Source organism: Bradyrhizobium sp. (assembly GCF_035309285.1).
Classification (GTDB): Bacteria; Pseudomonadota; Alphaproteobacteria; order Rhizobiales; family Xanthobacteraceae; genus Bradyrhizobium.
Map to the genome: position 1 here is coordinate 1 of NZ_DATGFH010000087.1, position 25,122 is coordinate 25,122.

29 protein-coding genes and 1 other RNA gene are annotated in these 25,122 nt (G+C 64.0%); 10 read left to right on the forward strand and 20 right to left on the reverse strand.

The genetic code is table 11. From position 1 onward, the window contains the following. The coding region (locus VKR55_RS16815; protein WP_324405038.1) for a hypothetical protein at positions 1–260 on the forward strand (260 nt) is incomplete at its 5' end. Positions 261–437: 177 nt separating this feature from the next. On the opposite strand, the gene miaA is transcribed toward VKR55_RS16815, so the two are convergent. Continuing rightward, complete coding sequence (gene miaA / locus VKR55_RS16820; protein ID WP_324405039.1) at positions 438–1,367, reverse strand: tRNA (adenosine(37)-N6)-dimethylallyltransferase MiaA; 930 nt, start codon at positions 1,365–1,367, stop codon at positions 438–440. 3 nt (positions 1,368–1,370) lie between these two features. Between miaA and serB the strand changes: the two genes are divergently transcribed. Then, positions 1,371–2,276, forward strand: a complete 906-nt coding sequence (gene serB / locus VKR55_RS16825) for a phosphoserine phosphatase SerB (RefSeq protein ID WP_324405040.1) — start codon at positions 1,371–1,373, stop codon at positions 2,274–2,276. A 128-nt stretch (positions 2,277–2,404) separates the two neighbouring features. Here serB and VKR55_RS16830 read toward each other — a convergent pair whose 3' ends face one another. The 9 genes from VKR55_RS16830 to VKR55_RS16870 all read right to left on the reverse strand — a co-directional run bounded on the left by VKR55_RS16830 (position 2,405) and on the right by VKR55_RS16870 (position 9,901). Beyond that, entirely contained in the window at positions 2,405–3,889 is a 1,485-nt protein-coding gene (locus VKR55_RS16830) for a Do family serine endopeptidase (RefSeq protein WP_324405041.1), read from the reverse strand. Positions 3,890–4,112: 223 nt separating this feature from the next. Then, positions 4,113–4,319: a DUF2065 domain-containing protein gene (locus VKR55_RS16835; protein WP_324405042.1), complete on the reverse strand. Its 207-nt coding sequence runs from the start codon at positions 4,317–4,319 to the stop codon at positions 4,113–4,115. A 244-nt stretch (positions 4,320–4,563) separates the two neighbouring features. After that, positions 4,564–5,514: a protease modulator HflC gene (gene hflC / locus VKR55_RS16840; protein WP_324405043.1), complete on the reverse strand. Its 951-nt coding sequence runs from the start codon at positions 5,512–5,514 to the stop codon at positions 4,564–4,566. Continuing rightward, the gene (gene hflK, locus VKR55_RS16845; protein WP_324405044.1) at positions 5,511–6,674 is read right to left on the reverse strand and encodes an FtsH protease activity modulator HflK; all 1,164 of its coding nucleotides are present in this window, start codon (positions 6,672–6,674) and stop codon (positions 5,511–5,513) included. The genes hflC and hflK overlap by 4 nt, the downstream gene beginning before the upstream one ends. 163 nt (positions 6,675–6,837) lie before the next feature. Further along, complete coding sequence (locus tag VKR55_RS16850) at positions 6,838–7,353, reverse strand: dihydrofolate reductase (RefSeq protein WP_324405069.1); 516 nt, start codon at positions 7,351–7,353, stop codon at positions 6,838–6,840. After that, positions 7,353–7,838, reverse strand: coding sequence for a GNAT family N-acetyltransferase (locus VKR55_RS16855; protein ID WP_324405045.1), 486 nt, complete (start codon positions 7,836–7,838; stop codon positions 7,353–7,355). The genes VKR55_RS16850 and VKR55_RS16855 overlap by 1 nt, the downstream gene beginning before the upstream one ends. A 7-nt stretch (positions 7,839–7,845) precedes the next feature. Beyond that, positions 7,846–8,640 carry a thymidylate synthase gene (locus VKR55_RS16860; RefSeq protein WP_324405046.1) on the reverse strand — a complete coding sequence of 265 codons (795 nt, stop codon included), beginning with the start codon at positions 8,638–8,640 and terminating at the stop codon, positions 7,846–7,848. Between the two features lie 119 nt (positions 8,641–8,759). Next, complete coding sequence (locus VKR55_RS16865) at positions 8,760–9,293, reverse strand: chromate transporter (RefSeq protein ID WP_324405047.1); 534 nt, start codon at positions 9,291–9,293, stop codon at positions 8,760–8,762. Next, a complete protein-coding gene (locus VKR55_RS16870; protein ID WP_324405048.1) occupies positions 9,290–9,901 on the reverse strand; it encodes a chromate transporter in 612 nt (203 codons plus the stop codon). The genes VKR55_RS16865 and VKR55_RS16870 overlap by 4 nt, the downstream gene beginning before the upstream one ends. A gap of 97 nt (positions 9,902–9,998) precedes the next feature. Between VKR55_RS16870 and ssrA the strand changes: the two genes are divergently transcribed. The 5 genes from ssrA to VKR55_RS16895 all read left to right on the forward strand — a co-directional run bounded on the left by ssrA (position 9,999) and on the right by VKR55_RS16895 (position 12,114). After that, positions 9,999–10,355: a transfer-messenger RNA gene (gene ssrA, locus VKR55_RS16875) on the forward strand. Positions 10,356–10,504: 149 nt separating this feature from the next. Then, the gene (locus VKR55_RS16880) at positions 10,505–11,035 is read left to right on the forward strand and encodes an SspB family protein (RefSeq protein ID WP_324405049.1); all 531 of its coding nucleotides are present in this window, start codon (positions 10,505–10,507) and stop codon (positions 11,033–11,035) included. A gap of 176 nt (positions 11,036–11,211) precedes the next feature. After that, entirely contained in the window at positions 11,212–11,388 is a 177-nt protein-coding gene (locus VKR55_RS16885) for a hypothetical protein (RefSeq protein WP_324405050.1), read from the forward strand. A gap of 268 nt (positions 11,389–11,656) precedes the next feature. Then, positions 11,657–11,845, forward strand: a complete 189-nt coding sequence (locus VKR55_RS16890; protein WP_324405052.1) for a DUF4169 family protein — start codon at positions 11,657–11,659, stop codon at positions 11,843–11,845. After that, positions 11,842–12,114, forward strand: coding sequence for a ribbon-helix-helix domain-containing protein (locus tag VKR55_RS16895; protein WP_324405053.1), 273 nt, complete (start codon positions 11,842–11,844; stop codon positions 12,112–12,114). The genes VKR55_RS16890 and VKR55_RS16895 overlap by 4 nt, the downstream gene beginning before the upstream one ends. Positions 12,115–12,186: 72 nt before the next feature. On the opposite strand, the gene VKR55_RS16900 is transcribed toward VKR55_RS16895, so the two are convergent. Further along, a complete protein-coding gene (locus tag VKR55_RS16900) occupies positions 12,187–12,789 on the reverse strand; it encodes a tetratricopeptide repeat protein (protein ID WP_324405054.1) in 603 nt (200 codons plus the stop codon). Between the two features lie 217 nt (positions 12,790–13,006). Between VKR55_RS16900 and VKR55_RS16905 the strand changes: the two genes are divergently transcribed. Both VKR55_RS16905 and feoB read left to right on the forward strand, forming a co-directional pair. Next, positions 13,007–13,282 (forward strand): FeoA family protein, encoded by a 276-nt coding sequence (locus VKR55_RS16905; RefSeq protein WP_324405056.1) that lies wholly within the window; start codon positions 13,007–13,009, stop codon positions 13,280–13,282. A 19-nt stretch (positions 13,283–13,301) separates the two neighbouring features. Continuing rightward, positions 13,302–15,173: a ferrous iron transporter B gene (gene feoB / locus VKR55_RS16910; protein ID WP_324405057.1), complete on the forward strand. Its 1,872-nt coding sequence runs from the start codon at positions 13,302–13,304 to the stop codon at positions 15,171–15,173. A gap of 8 nt (positions 15,174–15,181) precedes the next feature. Here feoB and VKR55_RS16915 read toward each other — a convergent pair whose 3' ends face one another. The 3 genes from VKR55_RS16915 to VKR55_RS16925 form a co-directional block, all read right to left on the reverse strand. Next, entirely contained in the window at positions 15,182–15,385 is a 204-nt protein-coding gene (locus tag VKR55_RS16915; protein WP_324405058.1) for a hypothetical protein, read from the reverse strand. Positions 15,386–15,418: 33 nt separating this feature from the next. Further along, positions 15,419–16,543: a DUF2336 domain-containing protein gene (locus VKR55_RS16920; RefSeq protein ID WP_324405059.1), complete on the reverse strand. Its 1,125-nt coding sequence runs from the start codon at positions 16,541–16,543 to the stop codon at positions 15,419–15,421. Between the two features lie 144 nt (positions 16,544–16,687). Beyond that, the gene (locus VKR55_RS16925) at positions 16,688–17,593 is read right to left on the reverse strand and encodes a LysR substrate-binding domain-containing protein (RefSeq protein WP_324405060.1); all 906 of its coding nucleotides are present in this window, start codon (positions 17,591–17,593) and stop codon (positions 16,688–16,690) included. Between the two features lie 86 nt (positions 17,594–17,679). Between VKR55_RS16925 and VKR55_RS16930 the strand changes: the two genes are divergently transcribed. Next, the gene (locus VKR55_RS16930) at positions 17,680–18,198 is read left to right on the forward strand and encodes a DinB family protein (RefSeq protein WP_324405061.1); all 519 of its coding nucleotides are present in this window, start codon (positions 17,680–17,682) and stop codon (positions 18,196–18,198) included. A gap of 7 nt (positions 18,199–18,205) precedes the next feature. Here the strand turns inward: VKR55_RS16930 and VKR55_RS16935 are convergent, their stop codons facing one another. The 6 genes from VKR55_RS16935 to VKR55_RS16960 form a co-directional block, all read right to left on the reverse strand. Further along, positions 18,206–19,771 carry a carboxylesterase/lipase family protein gene (locus VKR55_RS16935; RefSeq protein ID WP_324405062.1) on the reverse strand — a complete coding sequence of 522 codons (1,566 nt, stop codon included), beginning with the start codon at positions 19,769–19,771 and terminating at the stop codon, positions 18,206–18,208. Between the two features lie 111 nt (positions 19,772–19,882). Beyond that, entirely contained in the window at positions 19,883–21,781 is a 1,899-nt protein-coding gene (locus VKR55_RS16940; RefSeq protein ID WP_324405063.1) for a bifunctional sugar phosphate isomerase/epimerase/4-hydroxyphenylpyruvate dioxygenase family protein, read from the reverse strand. Continuing rightward, entirely contained in the window at positions 21,778–22,512 is a 735-nt protein-coding gene (locus VKR55_RS16945) for an ABC transporter ATP-binding protein (protein WP_324405064.1), read from the reverse strand. Before VKR55_RS16945 ends, VKR55_RS16940 begins: the two co-directional genes overlap by 4 nt. 12 nt (positions 22,513–22,524) lie before the next feature. Continuing rightward, complete coding sequence (locus tag VKR55_RS16950) at positions 22,525–23,268, reverse strand: ABC transporter ATP-binding protein (protein WP_324405065.1); 744 nt, start codon at positions 23,266–23,268, stop codon at positions 22,525–22,527. Beyond that, positions 23,265–24,263, reverse strand: a complete 999-nt coding sequence (locus tag VKR55_RS16955; RefSeq protein ID WP_324405067.1) for a branched-chain amino acid ABC transporter permease — start codon at positions 24,261–24,263, stop codon at positions 23,265–23,267. The genes VKR55_RS16950 and VKR55_RS16955 overlap by 4 nt, the downstream gene beginning before the upstream one ends. Further along, positions 24,260–25,122 (reverse strand): branched-chain amino acid ABC transporter permease (locus tag VKR55_RS16960; RefSeq protein ID WP_324405068.1); only part of this gene is annotated, 863 nt, incomplete at its 5' end. The genes VKR55_RS16955 and VKR55_RS16960, both read right to left, overlap by 4 nt.

Sequence of the window (25,122 nt, forward strand, 5' to 3'; positions counted from 1 at the left end):
CGTCCTGGTCGTGCCGCTGCCAGCGGCTTGTTTTTGCTTCGGGAAATAAAAAAGGGCCTCAAGAGGCCCATGCGCACCGTCCGTATCTGGATGGCAGTCAGCCACCCCCGGCGGTGCGCCTGGGTACGACGGCAATGAGGAGTTTGGTAATAATATTACGCATCGAGCGGCTCGGACTTCCCAAAGGTTGCGCGAAACATAGCGGCCAAGCCGGCAAAGTCAAGCCGAACCGCCCTGCAGGCGCGATTTCTGAAGCTTAACGAGCTTATTGGCGTTCGGCGAGAGGGAATTTGCTGAAGCGGCGCAAAAAGCGCGTGAAGGCTCTTTTCACCATTCGTCATTCCGGGGCGCGCGAAAGCGCGAGCCCGGAATCCATAACCACCAGCTCGAGTTATAGATTCCGGGCCTGCGCCTTCGGCGCATCCCGGAATGACGAGCTATCTTGTGGTGACAGATTCCAGCCACTCCCTCGCCGCTTCCGGCCTCACCCATTCAAACTCCGGCAGTTGATGCCGGAACCAGGTGAACTGCCGCTTGGCGTAGTGGCGGGTGTCGGCGCGGCCGATCACGGCCGCTTCCTCCAGCGTGAGCTCGCCGCGCAAGTGACGGATCAATGTCGGCACGCCATGGGCCTTCATCGCCGGCAACAAAGGATCGAGGTCACGCGCGGCGAGGCGCGCGACCTCTTCCAACGCACCCGCCTTCAGCATCGCGTCGAAGCGCGCATCGATCCGCGCATAGAGCACCTCGCGATCGGGCGCAAGAAACACGGCGTGAGAACTTCCAGGTGACAAGAGCGGCGGCAGGCCCTCGCGATGCCAGTCAGCGAGTGATCGACCCGTCGCTTCGACGACTTCGAGCGCGCGGGCGATGCGGGTGCGGTCGTGCACCTTCAGCCGTGCGGCGGAAGCGGCATCGCGGCGCGCAAGCTCGACATGCATCGCCTCGACGCCGTCACGCTCAAGCCGCGCGCGCACGGCCTCGCGGATTTCCGGCGGGATCGGCGGCACCGCGGAGAGGCCGCGCGTCAGCGCCTTGAAATAGAGCCCGCTGCCACCGACGAAGATCGGCACGCGGCCTTCCGCGCGCACCTCTTCCAGCACTTTTGCGGCATCCGCGACCCACGCGCCGGCCGAAAAATTGACAGCCGCATCGACATGGCCGTACAGCCGATGCGCCACGGCTGCCTCTTCCTCCCGCGTCGGACGCGCCGTCAGCACGCGGAGATCGCGGTAGACCTGCATGGAATCGGCATTGATCACCACGCCGCCGCATCTTTGCGCGAGCGCGAGCGCAAAGGCCGACTTGCCGCTGGCGGTCGGCCCTGCGATAAGCACGGGCTTGTTGCTGCTCCCTTCCGAAGTCACACGATGTCTCTCGTCGCTACCCTCATTTGCAACCCGGACAACCCCGCGCTCGATTCCACCATCCTCGACGGGGCGCGCGCGGCGCTGCCCTCGCCAGGCCCCGCGCGCTGGCTGTTCGACGAGGTCGCGGCCGACATCCCCTTCGATCATCCGACCCACGACAAGGACGAGATCCGCGCCATCGCCGACCGGCTGCGCGCGGCGCGCGACGATTTGCCGATCGATATTGTGGTGCAGCCTATCGCCACGCGGCGCAAGAAGCTTTTTCTGGCGGACATGGATTCCACCATGATCGGGCAGGAATGCATCGATGAGCTCGCCGATTTCGTCGGGCTGAAGGACCACGTCGCCAGGATCACCGAGCGCGCGATGCGCGGCGAGATCGAGTTCGAGCCGGCGCTGCGCGAGCGCGTATCGCTGTTGAAGGACCTCCCCGTCAGCGTGGTCGACGAGGTGCTGGCCAAGCGCATCCAGCCGACACCCGGCGGCCGCGCGCTGGTCATGACCATGCGCGCACATGGCGCCTATACCTGCCTGATCTCCGGCGGTTTCACGCTGTTCACGCGCGCGGTCGCGGCCAAGATCGGCTTCCAGGAGAACCGCGCCAACGAGCTGATCGTGCGGGACGGCAAGTTCACGGGCGAAGTGAAGGAGCCGATCCTGGGCCGCGCGGTGAAACTCGCGACGCTCGTCGAGCTCACCGAGTCCTTCGACCTCGATGATATCGACACCCTGGTCGCCGGCGACGGCGCCAACGATCTCGGCATGATCCAGAATGCAGGATTAGGGGTCGCCTACCATGCGAAGCCGGCAGTGGCGGCCGCCGCTGCCGCGCGGATCGATTTTGGCGATCTCACCGCGCTGCTTTATGCGCAGGGGTATCGGCGTGAGGAGTTCGTTGAGGGCTAACGCCTCGCACACTCGTCATGGCCGGGCTTGACCCGGCCATCCATCGCAAGCAAAGGCTCTCCCGAAGTTGATGGATGCCCGGGTCAAGCCCGGGCATGACGAATTCAAAGCTGTGAGCGTGCGCGTGCCTACTGCACGCTCAGCGCCACGAAGCGCAGCTCCCCGTCGGCGTTGGAGACCAGCAGCAGGACGGACTTCTTGCCGTTCTTCTTGAGCTCGTCGAGCCGCTTCTTGATGTCGGCCGCGCTGGAGACCGCTTCCTGCGCCACCTCGACGATGACGTCGCCGGCAGAAAGCCGCTTGTCGGCGGCATCCGAGGCGCCGTCGACGCCGGTGATCAGCACGCCCTTGACGCTGTCCTTGATCTTGTACTTGCTGCGCAGATCCTTGCTCAGCGTCGCCAGATCAAGCCCGAGCGCCTTCTGCGTCACCGGCTTGTCAGCGGGCTCGTCCTTCTTCATCGCAGCCGGCTGCGGCTTGTCGTTGTCCTCGAGCCGGCCGACCATGACCTTGTGAGTCTCCTCCTGGCCCTTTCGGATCAGGACAACGTCGACCTCCTTGCCGACGCCGGTGTCGGCGACGACGCGCGACAGCTCCTTCGGATCCTTGACGTCCTTGCCGTCGAACTTGACGATGACGTCGCCGGGCTCGATGCCGGCGGGTTTGGCCGGTCCCTTGTCGTCGACGCCCGCCACCAGCGCGCCGCGCGCCGGCTTGATATTCAGACTGTCGGCGATCTCGTCGGTGACGGTCTGGATGCGCACGCCGAGCCAGCCGCGGCGCAACTCGCCGAACTGCTGCAGCTGCGACACCACGCTCGCGACCGTTTTCGACGGCACGGCAAAGCCGATGCCGATCGAGCCGCCGGAAGGCGAGATGATCAACGTGTTGACGCCGATCACCTCGCCGTCGAGGTTGAAAAGCGGGCCGCCGGAATTGCCGCGGTTGATGGCGGCGTCGGTCTGGATGTAGCTGTCATAGGGACCGGAGGAGATATCGCGGTTCTTGGCCGAGACGATGCCGGCCGTCACCGTGCCGCCCAGGCTGAACGGGTTGCCGATCGCGATCACCCAGTCGCCGAGCCTGAGCTTGTCTGAATCGCCGAACTTGACCGACGTCAGCGGATGCGGCGGCTTGAACTTCAACACCGCAAGGTCGGTCTTCTTGTCGATGCCGACGATATCCGCCCTGATCTTGGTGCCGTCGTTGAGGATGACGTTGATCTCGTCGGCGTCGGCGATGACGTGGTTGTTGGTCACGACGATGCCGGACGGGTCGATGATGAAGCCGGATCCGAGCGAGTTGGTCTTGTGCGGCAGCAGCTCGCCGCCCTTGCCCTTGCGGTTCTTGAAGAAGTCGTCGAAAAACTCCTCGAACGGCGAGCCTGGCGGCAGTTGCGGCATCGTGCCGTGGCCGTCGCCACCCTTGGCCTCGATCGTCTGCGAGGTCGAGATATTGACCACCGCGTCGATCACCTTCTCGGCGACGTCGGCGATGCCTTCCGGCCCGCGCGCGTGAGCCGGGATAGCGACGAGCGCGGGCGCTGCGCCAAGAAAGATCGCAGCCAGCACGGGGCGCAGGCGCTGACTCAAGGCTGTGGTCGCAGCGGTCATAACGGCTCTCCAAAAGGATCTGATTGGGCGCCACGCTGCACCTTGGAGGGGCAGCGGCGCAAGCGCTCCGGCATCTGGCTCAGCGCGCCTTCAAGCTACTTAATACGGCAAAAAGCCGACGGTAAGCCCTCACGATCGCGTTGTTATTTGGTCGTCATTCCGGATGGTGCGCCGCCAGAGATGGAACGAGCCAAGGAAACGAGCCAAGGAAGCGAGCCAAGGATCAGATCGGACGGCGGATCACCCAGATCAGGATCAGGCCGGCCACCGCCGAGCCGATGCCGACCGCGCGCAGGATATGGTCAGGCGTCGCCAGCGCGCTTTTCATCGCCCGGCGCATCCAGGTCGGGCTCGCGGCGAACAGGATGCCTTCGATTACGAACAGGACTCCCAGACCGATGAGGAAATCGGCAAACGCAATGGACCTCATCGGACCGGAACCTCCCATGTGATTCTTGTTCTGGCATCGCTGGAAACGAAGCAATCGCGTCGCTTCGCCCCTGTCAACTCAATAACTTGACGGCCCCGCCGTTGTTTGCGCATGATCTTCTCTGATGGCTTCGCCCGCCGAAGCATCAACCCGCACGACGGTCCGCTCCAGGCTTCGCGCGGGCGGGAAATCGGGGCCCACCCACTTTGCGCTAACGCGGCCCTTGCGGGTCCGGATCATGCGCTTAAGGCTTCGGAGCGGGTGCCTGAGCGGTATTGCTTGCCGCCGGTGCCTCGGCCGGCTTGCCCGATTGCGCCTCGGCCGGCTTGCCCGAGGGGTTGCCGAAATACCGGAAGAAGTTGGAATCCGGCTTGAGCAGGAAGCGGGTGTCGCTGCTCTTCAGGCCGGTTTCATAGGCCGACATCGAGCGGTAGAAGGCGAAGAAATCGGGGTCCTTGCCATAGGCTTCCGCAAACAGACGGTTGCGCTCGGCGTCGCCCTCGCCGCGGATCTGCTCGGCCTGCGAATTGGCCTCGGCAACGATCACGGTCGCCTCGCGGTCGGCGTTGGCGCGGATTTCCAGCGCCTTCTGCCCGCCCTGCGCGCGGAACTCGGCAGCCTCCCGCTCCCGCTCGGTCTTCATGCGCTGGTACACCGCCTGGCTGTTCTGCTCCGGCAGATCGGCGCGACGGATACGCACGTCGACCACCTCAATGCCGTAGCTGTTGGCTTCCTTGTCGAGCTGGTCGCGGATGCGTCCCATCAGCGCCTCGCGCTCCTCACGCACGACCTGAATGAGCGTGACTTCGCCGAGCACGCGCCGCAGTGCCGCGGTCAACAGCGTCGATAGCTGCAGATTGGCGGCCTGGATGCTGCCGACACTCTGGTAGAAGCGCAGCGCGTCCTTGATGCGGTAGCGCGCGAAGGCGTCGACCACGAGCCGCTTCTGATCGGAGGCGATCACCTCCTGTGAGGGATTTTCAAGATCAAGGATGCGCTTGTCGACGGGAATGACGGTGTCGATGAAGGGCGCCTTGAAATGCAGGCCCGGATCGGTCGCGATATCGACCGGCCTGCCGAACCGCACCACCAGCACCTGTTCGGTCTGCTGCACGGTGAAGATCGAGCTGTAGGCCACGATCGCAACAAGGAACAGCACGATCAGCGTGACGATTCCGGTGACGGGAGACCTCATCGCGTGCCTCCGCTCGGCTGTGGCTGCTGGCCCTGCTGGACTTGCTGACCCGTCGTCGCCTGGCGCCGTGGCGCCAGCTCGTTCAAGGGAAGGTAGGGTACGACGCCCTGCGCGGCTCCGGAGCCGGAATCGTAGATCAGCTTGTCCGAGCTGCCGAGGACGCGCTCCATTGTTTCGAGATAGATGCGTTCGCGCGTCACGTCCTTGGCCTTGACGTATTGGTCGTAGACTTTCAGGAACCGCGCGCTCTGGCCCTTGGCTTCGGCGACCGCCTGCTGCTTGTAGCCCTGGGCGGCCTGGATGATCTGCGCGGCGCGGCCTCGCGCATCGGGCACGACGCGGTTGGCATAGGTCTGCGCTTCGTTCTGCAGCCGCTCGTAGTCGATCTTCGCGTTCTGCACGTCGTTGAAGGCTTCGACCACCTGCGCCGGCGGGTTGACCGGTGCGAGCTGCACCTGTTGGATCAGGACGCCGGAGCCGTAGCGGTCGAGCGTCTTCTGCATCAATTCCTGCACGGAGGTCTGGACCTCTTCTCGCGCGGTGGTGAGGATCGGCTGGATGTCCCGATGGCCGATGACTTCGCGCATGGCGCTTTCGGCAACGGCCTTCACGGTGCCTTCGGGATTCTGGATGTTGAAGAGGAAGTCGGCGGCGCCATTGGGCTTGATCCGCCAGAACACCGTGAATTCGACATCGACGATATTCTCGTCGCCGGTCAGCATCAGGCTTTCCTCCGGCACATCACGCGGGGTGCGCTCGCGCCTCGCCGTGCCGTCGGTTTGCATCCAGCCGATATTGATCGTGCTGACGCGCAGCGCCTTGGGCAGCAGCACGGTCTCGATCGGATATGGCAGGTGGTAGCGCAGCCCCGGCTGGGTGTCGTACACATATTTGCCGAAGCGCAGCACGACGCCGAGTTCTTCGGACTGCACACGGTAGAAGCCGGACATGGCCCAGATCGCGAGCGCGCCGGCGAGGATCAAGGCAAGCCCAAGTCCCGAGAAATAGCCGCCCGGCAGAAGCTGTTGCAGCCGGTCCTGGCCGCGGCGAAGCAAATCCTCCAGATCGGGCGGACGCGGGCCAACCGGTTGCGGGCCGGAGCCCCACGGTCCCTTGGGACCCGAGCCCCAAGGGCCACCGCCCTGATTCTTCCACGGCATAGAAGCTCTCCTTCGCGGAGGGTCGACGGGGCCAAAAACGTCCCGCCCTCGCTCATTGGGCAGGCCTTATAAGGGACGCTTCCTGCCCTTACAACGCAAGCTTAAGTCGGACAGGAGCTATGCCTGCGCCGATATTTGTCAATGTCAACATTACCAAATGCGGTTAATGCCGCAGATGTCGACGGCGATATGTCACGTAGGAAAATGGCGCGGTTTCATCGGGACCTGCCGGATGACGCTCGCGTGCGACCTCTTCCCATTGCGCCGCGTCGATCGCGGCAAGATGGGTGTCGCCGGCCGGACTGACATGGACTTCGGTGATCTCCAGACGGTCGGCACAGTCCATCCATTGCGCATAGATTTCCGCGCCGCCGATCACGGCGATCTCTGCGACCGAGCGCCGCAGCGCGTCGGCTCGCGCGACGTCGCGTGCCGCCTCGAATGAGGTCGCGACCAGGGCGCCGGCGGCGCGAAAGTCTCGATCGCGCGTGACCACGATGTTGGTGCGATGGGGCAGCGGTCGCTTCAAGGAGAGGAACGTCTTGCGGCCCATCACCACTGGCTTGCCCACCGTCATCGCCTTGAAGCGCTGAATATCGCCTTTAAGCCGCCACGGGATCGCGCCGCCCGCGCCGATCACGCCATTGTCGGCGACCGCGACGATGAGGACGGTCTCGATCACGGCGCGGCCTTTGCAAGTTTCCTGAGTGCCTCGCCGTTGACGCGGCACACCGTCCACTCGTCCATCATGACCGCGCCAAGCGATTTGTAGAAATCGATCGACGGCGTGTTCCAGTCGAGCACCGACCATTGCAGCCGCGAGCACCCATGCTCGAGGCTGAGTCTGGCAAGATAGGAGAGCAGCGCCTTGCCGATGCCCTTGCCCCGAAAGGCCGGGCGCACGAACAGATCTTCGAGATAGATGCCGGGGCGGCCCGAGAAGGTCGAGAAATTGAAGAACCACACCGCAAAGCCCACCCCCTCGCCGTTCCATTCCGCGATCTCGCAGAACAGCCGTGGGTTGTCGCCGAACAGCGCGGCCGCGATGCCGGCTTCCGTCGCCTCGACTTCATGGCTCAGCTTTTCGTACTCGGCGAGCTCACGGATCAGCGAATAGATCAGGGCCGACTGATCGGGACGCGCACGGTTGATCGACAGCGACATCAACCGCTCACACCGCGACTTCGGCCTTGATGTGCGGGTGCGGGTCGTAGCCTTCGAGTTTGAAATCTTCGTATTTGAAGGCGAAGATGTCCTTCACCTCGGGATTGATCCTCATCATCGGAAGCGGGCGTGTCGGCCGCGCGAGCTGCAATCGCGCCTGCTCGAGGTGGTTCGAATAGAGATGAGCGTCCCCGAGCGAGTGCACGAAGTCGCCGGGCTTCAAGCCTGTCACCCGCGCGACCATCATGGTGAGCAGCGCGTAGGACGCGATGTTGAAGGGCACGCCGAGGAACACATCCGCCGAGCGCTGATAGAGCTGGCACGACAATTTGCCGCTCGCGACATAGAACTGGAACAGGCAGTGGCACGGCGGCAGCGCCATCTTGTCGACGTCGGCCGGATTCCAGGCGGTGACGATCAGGCGGCGCGAATCCGGATTGCGCTTGATCATCTCCACGACGTTCCTGATCTGATCGATGCTTGTGCCATCCGGCGCCGGCCAGGAACGCCACTGCGAGCCATAGACCGGGCCGAGATCGCCCTTGGCGTCGGCCCATTCGTCCCAGATCGTAACGCCGTGATCGTGGAGATATTTGACGTTGGTGTCGCCCTTCAGGAACCAGAGCAGCTCATGCACGATCGCCTTCAGCGGCAAGCGCTTGGTCGTCAGCATGGGGAAACCGGCCTGCAGATTGAAGCGCATTTGGTGGCCGAACACCGACAGCGTGCCGGTGCCGGTGCGGTCGTGCTTCTCCGCGCCATCGGCGAGGATGCGCTCAAGCAGGTCGTGATACTGGTTCATGGCGTGCCTTTTCGGAAGCGCGGATTTAGCCCTCGATAACCGCGATTCGGGGGCTCCGCGCAGCAATTATACAAGGAAAATGAGGGTTTTGCCCGCAAACAACAAGGGCGGAAGCGAGCTCAAATGACGCCGGCAAAGCCCAGAACACCGCCGGCCAGCAATAGCCAGAGCGGATTGAGCCTCGTGGTGTAGGCGAGCGCGGCCACTGCCAGCGTAAGAACGACCGCCGGCCAGGTCCGGTCCGCCGCCTGCGCCACGATCATGGCCGAGGCCGCCATCAGCCCGATCGAAAGCGGCACGAGGGCGGTCTGGATGACGGAGGGCCAGCGCGATGTGCTGGAGCGGCGGAGCCAGCGGCTCACAATATAGGCGAGCGCCGCCGTCGGCACGCACATCGCTAGCGTGGCGACCAGCGCACCGCCAAAGCCCGCGACCGCATAGCCGATCAAGGTCACGATCAAGACGTTCGGCCCCGGCGAGAGTTGGGAGATGGCGTAGAGGTCTGCGAACTGCCGGTCGGTGATCCAGTGATTCACCTCGACGGCAATGCGGTGCATTTCGGGGATGGCGGCATTGGCGCCGCCGACCGCAAACAGCGACATCAGGCCAAAGGTGAGGACCAGCGACCAGATCGGATTGGGGATGGGGTTCATGCCGACACCCGCCGCATCAGGATAAAGGTGACGCCGATCGATATCGGCACGGCGACGAGCAGCACGACCTGCAAGGGCAAGCGCGCGAGGCCGATGGCGACGAAGACGGCGATCATCATGACGAGGCCAAAAATGTCGCGCCGCTTCAAGAGCGGCATCAGCATCTTGACCACCACCGCGATCAGGAGGCCGACTGCGCCGCAGGAAATCCCGGCCAGGATTCGCCGCAGCACTTCGAGCTGGCCGAAATGGGCGTAGAGCACGGCGAGCACCATCACCAGCAGCATCGGCGGGCCGATCAGGCCGGCAAAGGCGGCGATCGCGCCCGCTACTCCGGCAAAGCGCGAGCCGAACACGACCGACAGGTTGACGATGTTGGGGCCGGGCAGGAAATGGCAGAGCGCAAAAGTCTCGTTGAACTCGTCCGCGGTCATCCATTTGTGCTCTTCGACAATGCCGCGGCGAGCGAACGCCAGCACGCCGCCAAAGCCGGCGAGCGACATTTTCGCAAACGCCAGGAACAGGGCGACCACGCCGGGCGGAGCTGATTTGGCTGGTTTGGGGAGTTCCGGCGCAGGAACGTCGGCCGGCGGCGATTCCAAGGACATTCTTGAGACTTAAATCGACCTTGACGCCAGGGCCAACCCAATTCGGCGTGTGCCGACGGCTTTTCCGGTGAATTGGCTGCGGATGGGGCCTCTTGCTGCCCTGTCCTTCGCTTGAATTGCACCCTATATTGAGAGCGCCGGTTCGCCGGCTATGGAAATAAATCGCCGTCGCAATAAACCATTCGGACCCGGGGGCGGTACCCGGCGCCTCCACCCAAGCCCGATCCCCGCGTCGGGCTTCGGCGGGGGCGAAACAGGATCGACGAGGGCGTAAAGGGCGTGCTTTTTCCCGGTATTGTTCCGCCGTTATCGGGCTACTGCAATAGTTGCCAACGACAACTATGCTCCGGTTGCTCAGGCTGCGTAACGCAGTTTGAAAGACCACTTTAAAGTCCTGGCGGGTTAAGCTCCGCCAGGCGGGGTTCGGAGGCACCTGGCAACAGAAGCCTCCACTCTAATTTGCCCGGTCAAAAGGCTTCCCGTCGCAACATCGCTCGCTGACCGCTGCTGATTTCGGACCCGAGCCGGAGTAGCATGCAAGCAAAGGGCGAGTCGGGGCGAGCTATCGAGCCTGCCATGACCGAGGGCTATGGGACTCAAATAATGGCGACCGATCATATTCGTTATGACGTTCTGGCGCGCGATGCGCTGCGCGGCGTGTTGCGCAAGGTGTTGAGCGACGCGGCAGCGCACGGCCTGCCTGGCGAGCATCATTTCTTCATCACCTTTCTGTCCAAGGCCGAGGGCGTCAAGCTCTCGCCGCGGCTGCTCGCCCAATATCCTGACGAGATGACGATCATCCTCCAGCATCAGTTCTGGGATCTCGTGGTGTCGGAGGATCGCTTCGAGGTCGGGCTGTCCTTTGGCGGCATCCCGGAGCGGCTCGCGGTGCCTTTCACCGCCATCAAAAGCTTCTTCGATCCCTCCGTGCAGTTCGGCCTGCAGTTCGAGCCGGCTGATGGCGCCGCGAGCGAGGCCCCCTCGCCCAACCTGCCGGCAGCGCCCGCCGCCTCCGGGCTCGCCGCGCCGGCGGCGCCGCCCGCCGCTCCCGCGGCCGGCGAAAAGGCTGAGGAGCCGGCCAAACCGGGCGAAGGCGCGGAAGTTGTTCGCCTCGATCGCTTCCGCAAGAAATAGGCGACGCGCCCATCCACACGACGCTGGAATGAATGGGTCGCTGGCCCTTCAACAGCACCGACGCATTTGCGCACGGTACGATCAACGCTGGTGCAACCGCGCTATTCAAGATTGCAAAACGGCGGCCGGCGCTGGCATATGGCATGATACATTCCATACGATGACCGGCCGGCGGCATGCGCACCTTCACGAGGCGTGATGCGGCGTTCGCCGACGCTGCGCGCCACGCTCGCGCCGAACAAGAAAGTCGCGCCACGACTGGCTTTCTCGACACGGCGAAGTTCGATCGGCTCGCGCAGCCCGACCACCGGGCATTGATCGCTGCCCCCACACCGGAAAAGTACGGAGCGTGAAGCCGTTTACGGCAGAACGATATGACTATAAATCATAGCGACAGAGGCTGAGACTATTTGGACTATTGTCGTTACACCCCGCTGTGATACAGCACGAGACATTTCGTTTTCGCAGAGCGAAACCTATTTTTTGATGCTATCACAGCGCGTTTGCAGGGACTTTCTAGCAATGGATACCGGATCGACCGGTGCGCGTTTTGGCTTTGCGCCGCACTCGCTCTTTCTCAAAATTGTCGCGTCTTCCAAACCCGTTTCATGAGGGATGGCGATGGGGGAAGTGGTCAATCTCAAGCGTTTCAAGAAGCGCAGTGAGCGCGAGCAATCGGCGAAAGCGGCAGAAGCCAATCGTGCGCGATTTGGAAGGACCAAGGCCGAGCGCACGGCCGAGGCGCGGCGCGCGCAACGTGCGAAGGATCTATTGGATCAGCGCCACATCGACGACGGAGCCGGATCATGAAATCCCCCGTTGTCAAACGCTCGATCGTCGTGGCCGGTCACAAGACCAGCGTCAGCCTCGAAGAGGCGTTCTGGAACGGCATGAAGGAGATCTCGGGACTCCGCAACATGACGCTGTCGGAGCTCGTTGGCGAGATCGACAGCAACCGCCAACAGGGCAACCTGTCGTCGGCGATCCGGCTGTTCGTCCTGGATTACTTCAAGAGCCGTGCTGCGGCCGCCATGGCGGCGGAGCCGAAGCAGCAAAGCGAGACGCGGCCGCAGCAATAGCAAAACGCGGACCGGGAAAAACGAGCGCGCTACGTCGTGACGCGCGCCCGTTTCGCTCTTGCTTGGTGGCTGTCAATAAACGATGGCGGTCCCGGTCGGCTGGTCGAGCGCCGCAGCAAGCGTGCGATACTCGCTGCAATCGGTGCCGCAGATTTCGGCGATGCGGCGCAGATGATATTCCGCCTGCTCGCGGTTGCCCTGCTCGATCTGCCAGAACCCGTAATAGTTCCAGGTCAGGACGTGATTGGGGTCGGATTTGAGCGCGCGCTCATACCAGACCTGCGATGTCTTGTAGTCGCCAAGCCTGCGATAGGAATAGCCGATCAGGTTGGCGATGTTGGCGTAGTCGTCGTGGCCGAGCGCCTTGAGCTGGTCGATCGCCGACGTGTAATCGTGGCGATCATAGATCGTGTTGTAGGCGAGTTGATATCCCTGAATGAAGGCGGGGTCGGAGAGGAAGGATCGCTTGTCGACCTTCTTGCCTTTATGGCCGGAGCGAACATTGTGCGGAGCCGTTGTTGCCGGCGGGACCGGGGACGGATTCATGATGTTCGAACCGGAAGGATCGCCGCCACCCCCGCCGCCGCCACCGCCGCCCGCGGCAAAGACCGGCGTTGCCAGCAGCGCTACGGAAACAACGACAAGCCTCACCAACCAGATCGATGATTTGATCATGCGTGCCTCCTCCTTTGGCCTTTACGCGATTGCGTGGGTGTCTGCTGAACCCCGCCCTGCGGGCGCTATTCCGAGTGCAGGCACGCGCTCACCTGACTGTGAGCGCCTTCGGCCGCCGGGCACGTGCCGAAACCGATGTCTTTAAAATCCCTCTAAGGTGCGTTACGCAGCGTGCCGCCAGCTTGACCTGCCGCCCCGCGATTGAAATTTAGAGCTTATGAGCAAAGTCAATGGAACGAAGCAGCCGTTGCCGCTGGGCCTGGTAAGGCGCGGCTATTCGGGCGTGATCCAGCACCTTTCCGCCGGCGAGGCCGGCTCCGCGCTGGACGATGTCGAGCTTGAGAGCCGGCTGATCGAGCTCGGCTTTGTCGAAGGCGCACGGGTCGAAGTGCTGCACGAGGGCATCGTCGGCGGCGATCCGATCGCGGTTCGTGTCGAGAACGTCACCATCGCGGTGCGCCGGCGCGAGGCCATGGCCATCATCGTCGCCTGAGGCGGCCGGATTTTTAGACATGGAAAGCTCTCTGATGCATCTTGCCCTGGTGGGCACGCCGAACAGCGGCAAGACCGCGCTGTTCAACGCGCTGACCGGCAGCCGGCAGAAGGTCGCCAACTATCCGGGCGTCACCGTCGAGCGCAAGGAAGGCTCCTTCGTCACGCCGCAGGGACGGCAGGTTTCCGTGGTCGACCTGCCCGGCACCTATTCGCTGCGCGGCCGCAGCCCGGACGAGGAAATCACCCGCGACATCGTGCTCGGCCGCACCGCGGGCGAAGCCTTGCCCGACCTCGTGCTGTGCGTTGCCGATTCCACCAATCTGCGGCTGACCATCCGTCTCCTGCTCGAGCTCAAGAGCACGGGACGCCCGATCGCGCTCGTGCTCAACATGTTCGATATCGCGACGCGACGCGGCATCAGCGTCGACGTGCCCAGGCTTTCGGACGCGCTCGGCGTGCCGGTCGTCACCTCGATCGCGGTGCGCAAGGGCGGCACTGCCGATCTGTTGCGGCTGACCGACGAGGTCCTGGCACGGGCGCCGGCCAAGCCGCGCGAAAATCTCTGGCAGCCGCTCTCGGTCTCCGAGTTGCGCGCGACGCAGCGCGAGGCCGACCGTATCATTGCCTCTTCCGTCAGCCTGCCCGCGCGGCCGGATACCTGGACCGCGCGGATCGATGCGGTGGTGCTGCATCCCCTCGGCGGGCTCGCGATCCTGCTTCTCATCCTGTTCGTGATGTTCCAGGCGGTGTTCGCCTGGGCGCAGCCGCTGATGCTATTGTTGTCGTCGGGCTTCGATGCCCTCGGCCAATGGGTGCATGATACCCTGCCCGCGGGGCTGTTGCAGAGCTTCCTGCAGAACGGCGTGATCTCCGGGGTCGGCAGCGTCATCGTGTTCCTGCCACAGATCATCATCATCTTCCTGTTCATTCTGCTCCTGGAGGATTTCGGCTACATGGCGCGCGCCGCTTTCCTGATGGACCGCATCATGGGCGGCGCCGGCCTGCACGGCCGCGCCTTCATCCCGCTACTGTCGAGCTTTGCCTGCGCGATCCCCGGCATCATGGCAACGCGGGTGATCGACAACCGCCGCGACCGCCTGACCACGATCCTGATCGCGCCCTTGATGACCTGCTCGGCGCGAATTCCCGTCTATACGCTGATCATCTCGGCCTTCATTCCGCCGAAGCTGATTGCGGGCTGGATCAACCTGCAAGGGCTCGTGATGTTCGGCCTCTATGCCGCCGGCATCATCAGCGCCCTCGGCGTGTCCTTCGTGATCAAGTTCTTCATGTGGCGCGACTATCAGCCGGCGCCTTTCATGCTGGAATTGCCCGACTACAAGATGCCGCGCGTGCGTTCTATTGCCATCGGCGTCTATAACCGCGCCAAGATGTTCCTGCAGCGCGCCGGCACCACGATCTTCTCGATGATGGTGCTGATCTGGTTCCTGGCGTCGTTCCCGCAGCCACCCATTGGCGCGCAAGGGCCTGCGATCAACTTCAGTCTGGCGGCCATCATCGGCAAGGTGATCGCGCCGCTGCTCGCGCCGGTCGGCTTCAACTGGCAGATCGCCGTCGCACTGATCCCGGGCATGGCCGCGCGCGAGGTCGCGGTCGCGGCCCTCGGCACGGTTTATGCGATCGAAGGCGGCAAGGAAGCGGCCGCGCAGATCGGCCAGGTGCTCACCACCAAATGGAGCCTTGCAACCGCGCTGTCGCTGCTTGTCTGGTATATCTTCGCCCCGCAATGCGCGTCCACGCTGGCCGTGATCCGCCGCGAGACCGGAAGCTGGCGCTATATGGCGCTCACCTTCGCGTATATGCTCGTGCTCGCCTATGCCGCGAGTCTGATGACCTACAACATCGCGGTCGCGCTCGGCGCAGGTTAGCCCCGCGCTTACCTGAAATAATGCACGAGAACCTGCAGGTCACCGGGCGAGGCCGCCTTGCCGCTCAGATCCGCGTCGATGACGCGGCGACAGACTTCGACCGTCGCATTGTCGCCGAGGTCGTTGGCTGCTTCCAGCACCAGCCAGGCCATTTCCGCCGGAGAGCGGTCGAGCTGTCCTTCGCCAGAAGAGCGGAAAAGCGCAGTATTCATGGTCGTATCCCCTTCCGGGTCCGGGTCCAGGCTTCAGTTCACGGCGAGCCGGGCCTCGTGGCCGGCGCTCGGTTCCGCAGCGTCGGTATCCCGGCGCGATTGGTAGAATTTGAGAACGCTCATCGAGGTCGCAGCGTTGAGCCGGCTGAATTCGCGTTCGAGGTCGTTCAGGTCGCGCGCCGTGATGCGGTGGTCCTTTGCGGCCACGAACAACAGCGCCATGGTGGTCTCCCAGGAGAAATTCAGCGCCTTGGCGAGAACCAGGAACATCTGCTGATCGCTGTTCACCAGGACCCGCTCGATGACGTCGACCGGCAGCGCGCAGAGCAGCGACAGCCCGATGGTGACCTCTTCGAGCTTGTGCGCCCGAGCGTAGCCGGCGATGCTGGCTTCGTTGAGATTGCCCAGCCGATGCTGCGCCGTCACCACGCGCTTGGCGACGAAGTAGCTCCGCGACACCGGGCCGAATTTGGATTGCAGCTCCCCTGCGACGCCGACGACGGAGGCGCCGATCGCCCCGACCATCTCCGGACGCTCGCGCTCCAGCCGCTTGCGCACGTCGTCGGTCGCCTTGGCTATGAGCTGCTGGAACAGGTGCCGCGGGATATCCTTGCGCAAGCCGAGTTGCTCGGCGAGGATCGAATCACCCTCGGCACGCTTGACCATGTGCAAGAGGCCGGGGCTGGAAAAGTTCGCGCCACCATTGCCGGCCAGCGAACTGACCACGGCGCGATTGCCGCGCGCGACCAGCGCGTCGGTCACGGATTCGCCGATCGACTTGCGCCTGGAGATCGCCAGCATGTGCGCCTGGCTCTTGCTCCAGGCATTGGCGATCAGCGTGTCGTCGTCGAGCTGGGCCGACTCCTCGAGCACGGGTCCTGCGACCTCGATCGCATCGTCGAATGCGAGCTGCTGGATGACATTGGCGGGCGCACCGTCGAAACGGGCGAGCCGCTCGGAGAGCTGCGCGCGGACTTCGACCTCGATCTCCTCCGCGAGGCGGCCGATGACGCTGCCGAAGGTCAGCACCTCCTCCTCGCTGTAGCTGCCGGCGATCAAGAGATCGGTCGCATGCCACAGGGCGCGCTCACGGCTCTCGGCCGTCCCGCGCGAGATTGCGTCGTCGAGATCCCGCAAATAAGATTTCGTCAGGCTCATTATCCAACCTTCAAGCGCGCCGGACCAGGCAAGCGCGTGTCCGCCTGTCATTCATAGCGAAGGGTTCCGACGATTCCGTAAAGCCGGATCAGCGCTGTTGCGCTCAAATTTCGTTCAATTGCAAGCGAGCCTGTTTACGCGCCGCTAACCCTGGCGCTCATTGGTGGGCCATTCCTTGCGAAAAGGCTGCGCCGCCTCCACGACCCAATCGCGGAACAGCATCAGGAGCGGGAGATTCCTCGCGCGCGGCGTGTGCACGAAATAGTAACCGGTCGATAATTGCAGCGGCCGCTCGGCCAGCATCCTGACCCGGCCCGCGCTGACGTGCGGGCCGATATAGGCCATGTCCATCAGCGCGATGCCGGCGCCCGCTATCGCGGCGTCGAGCGCCTGCGCCCGCGTCTCCACGGTCAGCCACCTCACCTTCGCCGGGAACGCACGCTCGGTCTTCTGCCATCGCGCCCAATCCATGAAGCGCGAGCGGGCCCGGATCAGGGCCATGCCATGCCCTAGCCTCGGGCGAAGACGCGCGGCGACAGACGGCGCCGCGACCGGCATCAGCGTTTCCTTGAACAACGGCGTCGCGGTCAATCCTTTCCACGCGCCGCGGCCGTGGCGGATGGCGCAATCGATGTCCTCGCGGCCGAGGTCGACCGCGCGCGTCGTGGTCGAGATCGCGACCTCGATGCGCGGATGCCGCGCCTGGAATTCTGCGAGCCGCGGGATCAGCCAGTGCGAGGCGAACGTCGTCACCGTCGATAGCCGGATCTGGCCGCGGTCGCGTTTGAACGGCTTGACCGCCGCCTCGATCCGCTCCAGCGCGTCGCCGACGGTGGCAAGCAGCCGCTCGCCGTCCTCGGTGAGAACGAGCTTGCGTCCCGCCTTGCGCACCAGCGCAACGCCAAGGCTTTTCTCTAGCTCGGCGATTCGGTGCGATAGCGCCGAGCGCGTGACGCCGAGCTGATCGGCGGCTTGCGCCAGGCTGCCAACGCTTGAGAGCGACGACAGTGCCGCCAGCGCTCGCGCCGAGGGGATCGCGGGACTTGTCATCTCGGCTTCTCCGATTGGTGAGATAATCTCACCAATCGCATGAGCGGATCAAGCTAGCATCCGATCCGCTTTCCAGGATTCAGGCCATGAGCATCAAGCATTTCAGGCAGCTTGCCGACTACAACCACTGGGCCAACAAGCGCATCTATGCGGCCGCACTGTCGATGCCGGACGAGCAGTACCGGCGCGCGACCGGCGTGTTCTTCGGCAGCCTGCATGGCACGCTCAATCATCTGCTGCTCACCGACCGCGTCTGGCTGAAACGGCTGACCGGCGAAGGAGAGCACCCGAACCGGCTCGATGCCATCCTGTTCGAGGACCGCAACGCGCTTGCCCGCGCGCGCATGGCCGAGGATGCGCGCCTTGCGCGCGTCATCGGCGGATACAGCGAGGCCGACCTAGCCGCATCGGTGTCCTACCGGACCATGTCAGGCGCGCCGCAGCAGCAGGCGCTGAGCGATATCCTGCTGCATTTGTTCAACCACCAAACCCATCACCGCGGCCACGCGCATGCCTGCTGCTCCATCGTTACCGGCAAGGAGCCGCCGCCGCTCGATCTCCTGATGTTCCAGCGCGGCATGCCCGCGCCGGAACTGGCTCTGTAACGCGCCGTCAGAAGCCGTGGAAGGGTGCAGGGAGCGCATCGAACAGCTTCAGGTGATCGAGATGAGGCACCGGCCCCGGGCCGACCTTGTCGCCGAGATACATCGTGGTATCCGCAGCCTCGCTGAAGCGCGGCCAGCGGGCAAGCCCAGCCGCATTGGGGCTGCCGGCATAGGCATAGGCCACCCAATAGCTTTGCAGATTGTCTGAAATCGCGCGGTCGGCGTTCGTCCAGTCGCGCTTGAGCACATCGAGCGTGCCGAAGATGTAGGGGTATTCGGAGCTGTGGAAGGTGCCGAGGCCGGCGGCGGTGTCGATCTCGTCATAAGTCACGCCGGCACGCAGCGGCTGCGGATGGCTGAAATGATAGAGATAGGCCGGGAAATTGTTCTTCGCATGCAGCCGCACCGCGGCCCAGGGCCCCCAGGCAAACAAGCTGTCGCGAACGAGCTCCTTGTTTGCCGTCTTGGCCTCATCATCGCTGCTCGCCGGATAAGCCGCGAGCAGGCGGTCGGCGATGTCCGGATACTTCTTCCGCACCCAGTCCTGATAGGCGGCGAGTGTCTTGGTATGCGGGAAGGTGTTGCCCTCATTGTCGTTCCAGCCTGCCATCAGCGGCAGCGGTGCTTCCTTGCCCTCGGAGTATACGGTGTAGGGATTTTCGGGCAGGAAATAGCCGTCGACGATCGGACCCATCCGCACCTTGGTCTCCAGCAGCTTCTCCGCCGGCACCTCGCGCAGCGCGGCGAGATTGCTCGCGCCGACCTTCTCGCCCAGCGCCTTGCCACCAGCTTCGGCGGTCGCGAGATCGGTCATGGTCTTGTTGGTGAAGCCGAGGCTCTCGGCGATGCCCCGTGCGAACAGCCCGTGTGACAACGGCGAGGCATAGAGATAGGTCACCGAGATCGCACCCGCAGACTGACCGAAGATGGTGACGTTGCGCGCGTCGCCGCCGACCGCAGCCGCGTTGCGCTTCACCCATTCCAGTCCGGCGACGATATCGAGCAGGCCGTAATTGCCGGAGGCGTGCTTGGGCGATTCCGCAGTCAGCTCCGGATGCGCCATGAAGCCGAAGATGCCGACGCGATAATTGATGGAGACGACGACCACGCCGCGCGCGGCAAGCCGCCTGCCGTCAAACACCGGATTGGCCGCGGAGCCCTGCTGAAAGCCGCCGCCATAGATCCAGACCATCACCGGCAGCTTGCCGTCGCGCGTCTCGGATGGCGCCCAGACGTTGAGGAACAGGCAGTCCTCGCTGCTCTGCTGGTCGCCCGCATATTCATAGTAGACCGAGGTCTTGGAGCGGCCGCCCTGCATGCATTGCGCGCCGAACGACGTCGTCGCGCGCGGCGCCTGCCAGCTTGCGACCGGCTGCGGCGGCTTCCAGCGCAGGGGGCCGACGGGTGGTGCGGCGAAGGGAATCCCGAGGAAGGCGCGCACCTTGCTGTTCAACTTGAATTTGCCGGTGATCGGACCGCTGTCGATCCTGACCGCAACGCCGGCACTCTCGGCGCGTGCGCCGCAAACGCCGAGCAGCAAGCTTGCCGCCACCAACGAGATTCTCAGCCGCATGGAAGCCTCCCTGTTTTGTTTTTCATAGTGCCGCTAAAGCGACGCGCCTTAGCTTCTTTGTTGGCGCATGATCTATTCGGAAAACCGCTGCACACTTTTCCGGATCATGCGCTAGGTGCGTGGAATCGAGAGCGGCCGCACCTCGCGCGCCTGCGCCGCCAGCCGGATCGCCGCATTCGCCGCGCCAAAGCCCTGGTAGTTGCGCCGCTCGACAATCTCGAAGAAAAAGCGGTCGTCGAAGATGTGGGTGTAGACCTGGAAGAATTCGCCCTCGCCTTCGCGGTCGTAGAGAATCCGGTTGGCGCGGAGTGCCGCCATGGTTACGGCATCGAGGTCGTATTTGGCCTCGATGTCGTCGTAGTAATTGTCGGGGATCTCCAGGAAATCCGCGCCGCGCTCGCGCATCTCCTTTACGCTTGCGAAGATGTCCTCGCAGGAGAAGGCGATGTGCTGCACGCCCGAGCCGAAAAACTCCGAGATGAAGCGCGCCGACAGCGTCCGCGTCGCGGCCGAGCCGTTGAGGATGATACGCAGGCTCTGCCCGGTGTTGATGATGGCCTGGCTCTGCACCAGCCCGCGCGGATCGGCGATCTCCTGCTGCGGCAGGCGCCTGAGATCGAGGATGCCGGTATAGAACAGGAGCCAGGACAGCATCTCGTCATAAGGCATTGAATGCGAGATGTGGTCGACCGCGCGCAGGCGATCGGCGGCAGCGCCGACGCTGCCCACCGCCTCGAAATCGGTGTCCCAGTTCTGGCCCTCGGTTTCGAGGAAATAAAGCAGGCTGCCGCCGACCCCGTGGATCGCCGGGATCTCCAATTCGCCCGGCCCGACCGGCGTATAGAAGGTGCGCGCCCTCAGCGCTTCGGCGCGCGCCATGGTGCGGCGCGCGTCGTCGACATCCAGCGCGATCGCGCAGACGCCGGGACCGTGGGTGATGTAGTGCGAATGCGCAAAGCTGTCGGTCTCGCAATTGATGACGAGCTCGACCTGACCTTGCGACCATCGCTCGACGGCCTTGCTGCGATGCGTGCCGGTCTTGCGGAAGCCGAGCTGGCCGAACAGCGCCGCAAGCTCGCCCGCTTTCGTCTCATTAACGGCGAATTCGACAAAGCCGACGCCGTGGCTTTGCGCCTTCGGCACCAACGCCTGGGCCGCTTGCCCCCACCCGTCCCTCCCCCGCTCGCGCGTTAGGGAGGGGGCAAGCTGATCCTCCAGCAGGGTCAGCGAGCGCATGCCGTCGATCGCGGTGCGCGCAGCCGAGCCGGCGCGGAACTGATCGTTGAAGATTTCCAGCGACAGCGGCCCGGCATAGCCGGTCGCGGCGATCGCCTCCATGAATTCAGGCACGGGCAGCTCGCCCTGCCCGGGGAAGCAGCGGAAATGCCGGCTCCAAGAGAGCAGATCAAGGTCGAGCTTCGGCGCATCCGCCAGCTGAACCAGGAAGATCCTGTCGGCGGGGATAGACCGGATCGCCGCGGTCGGCGTTGCGCGCGCCAGCGCATGGAAGCTGTCGAGGATGACGCCGATCGCTTTGTGGTCGGCGCGCCGCACGATCTCCCAGGCGTCGCGGTAGTCATTGACATGCCGGCCCCAGGCGAGCGCCTCGAAGCCGACCCGCAGGCCGCGCTTGGCCGCCAGCTCACCAAGCGCATGGAAATCCGCGGCCGCCCGGTCGATGCCACCGAGCGAAGCCGGCGACACATTGCTGCAGATCAGCAGGAGGTCGGCCTGCAGCTCGCACATCAGGTCGAACTTGCGCTCGGCCCGCGCGAAACAGCGCGCCCGTTGCGGCTCCGGCATGCCCTCGAAATCGCGGAACGGCTGGAACGCGCAAATCTCGAGGCCAAGGTCGCGGCAGAGCTTTGCAACGTCGGACGGATGTCCAGCGAAGGAGAGCAGATCGTTCTCGAAGATCTCAACTGCCTGGAATCCCGCCGCAGCAACGGCGCGCAGCTTTTCATCGAGTGCGCCCGACAGGGAGACGGTGGCGATCGAACGCTTGCTCATGCCGCACTGTCCTCCATGGCGCCGCCGAGGAACAATTGCCCGATACGGGGATCGTTCAGCACTTTCTCGGCCTTGTCGACGAGACGAGTCCGGCCGAGCTCGAGCACGATGCCGAGATCGGAGATTTCCAGTGCCGATCGTGCATTCTGCTCGATCATCAGGATCGAGACGCCGCGGTCGCGAAGGTCCTTCAGGATATTGAAGGTCTGCTGCACCATCAGGGGCGAGAGCCCGATCGAGGGTTCGTCGATCAGGATAAGCTGCGGATTGAGCAGCAGGCCGCGGGCGATCTCGAGCTGCTTCTGCTCGCCGCCCGACAGTGTCGAGGCCTGCTGCTTCGCCTTGGTGCGCAGCACGGGAAATTTATCGAGCGCGGCCTCGATGCGCGCCGGTAGGTCAGGGACGTCGGCGACGACCGCGCCGAGCTCGATATTGTGGCGCACCGACAACTCGGGGAAGATGTTGCGGCCCTGCGGCACATAGCAGATGCCGGCGTTGAGCAGCGCGCGCTGGCTCAAATTCGTGACGTCGCGGCCGCGGAAGATGATCTTGCCTTCGCGCAGCTTCAACAGGCCAAAGATTGCCTTAAAGACCGTCGACTTGCCGGCGCCGTTCGGGCCGATGATAGTTGTGATCGACCCGGCGGGCACCGTAAAGCTGGTGCCGTTGAGGATCGTCATCTTGCCGTAGCCGCCGACGAGATTTTGCACATCCAGGATCGTGTTACTCATCGTCATCGACCTTTAGTGCCCGAGATAGGCTTCGATCACGGCGGGGTTCTTGCGAATCTCGTCCGGCCGTCCCATCGCCAGCACCCTGCCCTCGGCCATCACCATGACGCGCGAGCAGAGCGACATCACGAATTCCATGTTGTGCTCGATCACGACGAAGGTGGCGCGCCGCTCACGGTTGATCGCAGCAAGCCGCTCCTTCAGGTCCGACAGCATCGATGGGTTGACGCCGCCGGCGGGCTCGTCGAGCAACACCAGCCGTGGCCCGCCCATGAACGCCATCGCAGCGTCAAGCAGCTTCTGCTGACCATAGGACAGGCCACCCGCCGGTTCGTTGGCGAGATGATCGAGCTTGAAGAATCCGATCATCCGATTGGCGGCATCCGCGAGCCCCGCGTCCGGGCGGCCGAACAACCGCGACATCATGCTGCCCTGATGCTCCTGGCCGGCGAGGATCAGGTTCTCCAGCACCGACAGTTTTGGAAACACCTGCAGCAGCTGGAAGGTGCGGCTGACGCCGAGACGATTGAGCTCCGACGGCCGCAAGCCCGTGACGAGCTTGCCGTCGACCTTGACCTCGCCCGCGCTCGGCATGAGCTGGCCGAGGATGCAGTTGAACAGGGTCGACTTGCCGCAGCCGTTCGGCCCGATCAGCCCGAGGATCTCGCCTTCCTGCACATCGAAGCTGACGCCATTGACCGCGGTGATGCCGCCAAAATGCTTCTTGATCTCGCTGACCTCGAGCACTGCGCTCATTGTGCCGTCTCCAGCCTCGATTTGGCGAGGGCGCGTTGCGCGGAAGCGACCTTGGTGCGGCGATCGGCGAGATAGCGATCGAGGATTCCCAGAATGCCGGTCGGCGACCAGATCAGGAGCAGGATCACCGCAATCGCATACAGCAGCAGATAATAGCCCTCGGTGAAACGCAGCCATTCCGGCAGCAGTACCGCGATCATCGCGCCGAGGAACGGACCGAAGAAGGAGCCGGAGCCGCCAACGATCACCATCATCAACAGATCCAGCGAGAGCGACAGGTCGAACGGAACCGGGTCGATGTATTGCGTCAGCGGCGCATAGATCGCGCCCGCGACGCCGCCAAGCGCAGAACCGATGGCGAAGGCCATCAAGGTGTAACGGCGCGTATCGACCCCGAGCGATTGCGCGCGGATCGGGTTCTCGCGCAGCGCCACGAAGGCGCGGCCCCAGGGCGAGCGGATCAGCCACCAGGTCGCTGATGTGACGAGGCCCAGCATGCCGAGACAGACATAGTAGAATGGCAGCGGCTTGCCGGTAGCGAACCCGAAGATGTGCGGCCGTGGGATATTGGAAATGCCGTAGGTGCCGCCGGTCAGCCAGCTCTCGTTGCGGAACACCAGGAAGGCGAGCGTCGAGAACGCCAGCGTGACGAAGGCGAGATAATGATGCTGCACGCGAAGCGCGGGATAGCCGAGCAGCCAGCCGATCGCAAAGCAGAGCAGCATCGCCACCACCAGCGCCGATGCCAGCGGCAGCCCGTGCGTGGTCATGATCGCGGCCGCGTAGGCGCCGACGCCGACAAAGGCGCCCTGCGCCAGAGAGACCTGCCCGGCATAGCCGAGCGTAAGGTTCAGCCCCATCGCCGCGATGGTCATCACCGCCCACTGGCTCAGGATGAACAGGCCATAGCGGCTGAAGCTCATGGGAACCAGGATCAGCGCCGCGACAACGGCAAGGCCGAGCGCGGGCCGGATGTATTTGCCGATCGCGCTCATACCGCGCGCTCCTCGGCGCGGCCGAGCAGGCCTTGCGGACGGAACAGAATGATCACGATCAGAAGGATCAGCGGCACCGCGGAGCGGTATTGCGTCGAGACATAGGCCGCCGAGAGATTATCGACGATGCCGATCAGGAGCCCGCCGGCAATCGCGCCGCGGATCTGATTGAAGCCCCCGACGATGGCGGCGATGAAGGCGGCTTGGCCCAGCACTTCGCCGCTGGAAAATTTTGCAAGATAGATCGGCGTGATCAGGACCGAGGCAACCGCGATCAGGAACGCGTTGATCAGGAAAGTCAGCAGGATCATCCGCGCCACCGGGATGCCGATGATGCGCGCGACGTTCGGGTTCTGCGCCACCGCCTGCATCTGCCGGCCGATGGAGGTGCGGTTCAGCAGTGCCGTGAGGCCGACCACGGCGGCGATGGCGAGCGCCAGCACGCCGAGGCTTTGCAGCGACACCGTGTGTCCGAGGATGGAGATTTCGCCCGCCGGCACGACGGAAGGAAACGGCGAGGCCTCCGCGCTGTAGAACTGCTTCACCGCCTCCTTGATCCCGGTCGCAAGCGCCATGGTGGCGATCGCAAGGGGCAGCACGCCGTGACGCAGCATCGGATCGACCAGCAGCAGCTTGAAGCCTAAGCCCAGCAGCATCATCGACAACACGATGCCGACCAGGATCGCGAGCCAGAACGGCGCGCCCGCATGCATCGCCGCCAGCATGAAGAACGCTGGCAGCATGACGAACTCGCCCTGCGCAAAGTTGATGGTCTGCGAGGTCTGCCAGAGCAGCGTGAAGCCGACCGCGATCAGCGCGTAGATCGCTCCCGTCGCGCAGCCGGATACGAGGAGCTGGA

Bases quoted from the DNA above. Each gene is read 5' to 3' on its own strand.
- serB (WP_324405040.1), top strand. From the start codon at position 1,371: ATGTCTCTCGTCGCTACCCTCATTTGCAACCCGGACAACCCCGCGCTC.
- VKR55_RS16830 (WP_324405041.1), bottom strand. From the start codon at position 3,889: ATGACCGCTGCGACCACAGCCTTGAGTCAGCGCCTGCGCCCCGTGCTG.
- VKR55_RS16835 (WP_324405042.1), bottom strand. From the start codon at position 4,319: ATGAGGTCCATTGCGTTTGCCGATTTCCTCATCGGTCTGGGAGTCCTG.
- hflC (WP_324405043.1), bottom strand. From the start codon at position 5,514: ATGAGGTCTCCCGTCACCGGAATCGTCACGCTGATCGTGCTGTTCCTT.
- hflK (WP_324405044.1), bottom strand. From the start codon at position 6,674: ATGCCGTGGAAGAATCAGGGCGGTGGCCCTTGGGGCTCGGGTCCCAAG.
- VKR55_RS16855 (WP_324405045.1), bottom strand. From the start codon at position 7,838: ATGTCGCTGTCGATCAACCGTGCGCGTCCCGATCAGTCGGCCCTGATC.
- VKR55_RS16860 (WP_324405046.1), bottom strand. From the start codon at position 8,640: ATGAACCAGTATCACGACCTGCTTGAGCGCATCCTCGCCGATGGCGCG.
- VKR55_RS16865 (WP_324405047.1), bottom strand. From the start codon at position 9,293: ATGAACCCCATCCCCAATCCGATCTGGTCGCTGGTCCTCACCTTTGGC.
- VKR55_RS16870 (WP_324405048.1), bottom strand. From the start codon at position 9,901: ATGTCCTTGGAATCGCCGCCGGCCGACGTTCCTGCGCCGGAACTCCCC.
- VKR55_RS16880 (WP_324405049.1), top strand. From the start codon at position 10,505: ATGGCGACCGATCATATTCGTTATGACGTTCTGGCGCGCGATGCGCTG.
- VKR55_RS16885 (WP_324405050.1), top strand. From the start codon at position 11,212: ATGCGCACCTTCACGAGGCGTGATGCGGCGTTCGCCGACGCTGCGCGC.
- VKR55_RS16890 (WP_324405052.1), top strand. From the start codon at position 11,657: ATGGGGGAAGTGGTCAATCTCAAGCGTTTCAAGAAGCGCAGTGAGCGC.
- VKR55_RS16895 (WP_324405053.1), top strand. From the start codon at position 11,842: ATGAAATCCCCCGTTGTCAAACGCTCGATCGTCGTGGCCGGTCACAAG.
- VKR55_RS16900 (WP_324405054.1), bottom strand. From the start codon at position 12,789: ATGATCAAATCATCGATCTGGTTGGTGAGGCTTGTCGTTGTTTCCGTA.
- VKR55_RS16905 (WP_324405056.1), top strand. From the start codon at position 13,007: ATGAGCAAAGTCAATGGAACGAAGCAGCCGTTGCCGCTGGGCCTGGTA.
- feoB (WP_324405057.1), top strand. From the start codon at position 13,302: ATGGAAAGCTCTCTGATGCATCTTGCCCTGGTGGGCACGCCGAACAGC.
- VKR55_RS16915 (WP_324405058.1), bottom strand. From the start codon at position 15,385: ATGAATACTGCGCTTTTCCGCTCTTCTGGCGAAGGACAGCTCGACCGC.
- VKR55_RS16920 (WP_324405059.1), bottom strand. From the start codon at position 16,543: ATGAGCCTGACGAAATCTTATTTGCGGGATCTCGACGACGCAATCTCG.
- VKR55_RS16925 (WP_324405060.1), bottom strand. From the start codon at position 17,593: ATGACAAGTCCCGCGATCCCCTCGGCGCGAGCGCTGGCGGCACTGTCG.
- VKR55_RS16930 (WP_324405061.1), top strand. From the start codon at position 17,680: ATGAGCATCAAGCATTTCAGGCAGCTTGCCGACTACAACCACTGGGCC.
- VKR55_RS16935 (WP_324405062.1), bottom strand. From the start codon at position 19,771: ATGCGGCTGAGAATCTCGTTGGTGGCGGCAAGCTTGCTGCTCGGCGTT.
- VKR55_RS16940 (WP_324405063.1), bottom strand. From the start codon at position 21,781: ATGAGCAAGCGTTCGATCGCCACCGTCTCCCTGTCGGGCGCACTCGAT.
- VKR55_RS16945 (WP_324405064.1), bottom strand. From the start codon at position 22,512: ATGAGTAACACGATCCTGGATGTGCAAAATCTCGTCGGCGGCTACGGC.
- VKR55_RS16950 (WP_324405065.1), bottom strand. From the start codon at position 23,268: ATGAGCGCAGTGCTCGAGGTCAGCGAGATCAAGAAGCATTTTGGCGGC.
- VKR55_RS16955 (WP_324405067.1), bottom strand. From the start codon at position 24,263: ATGAGCGCGATCGGCAAATACATCCGGCCCGCGCTCGGCCTTGCCGTT.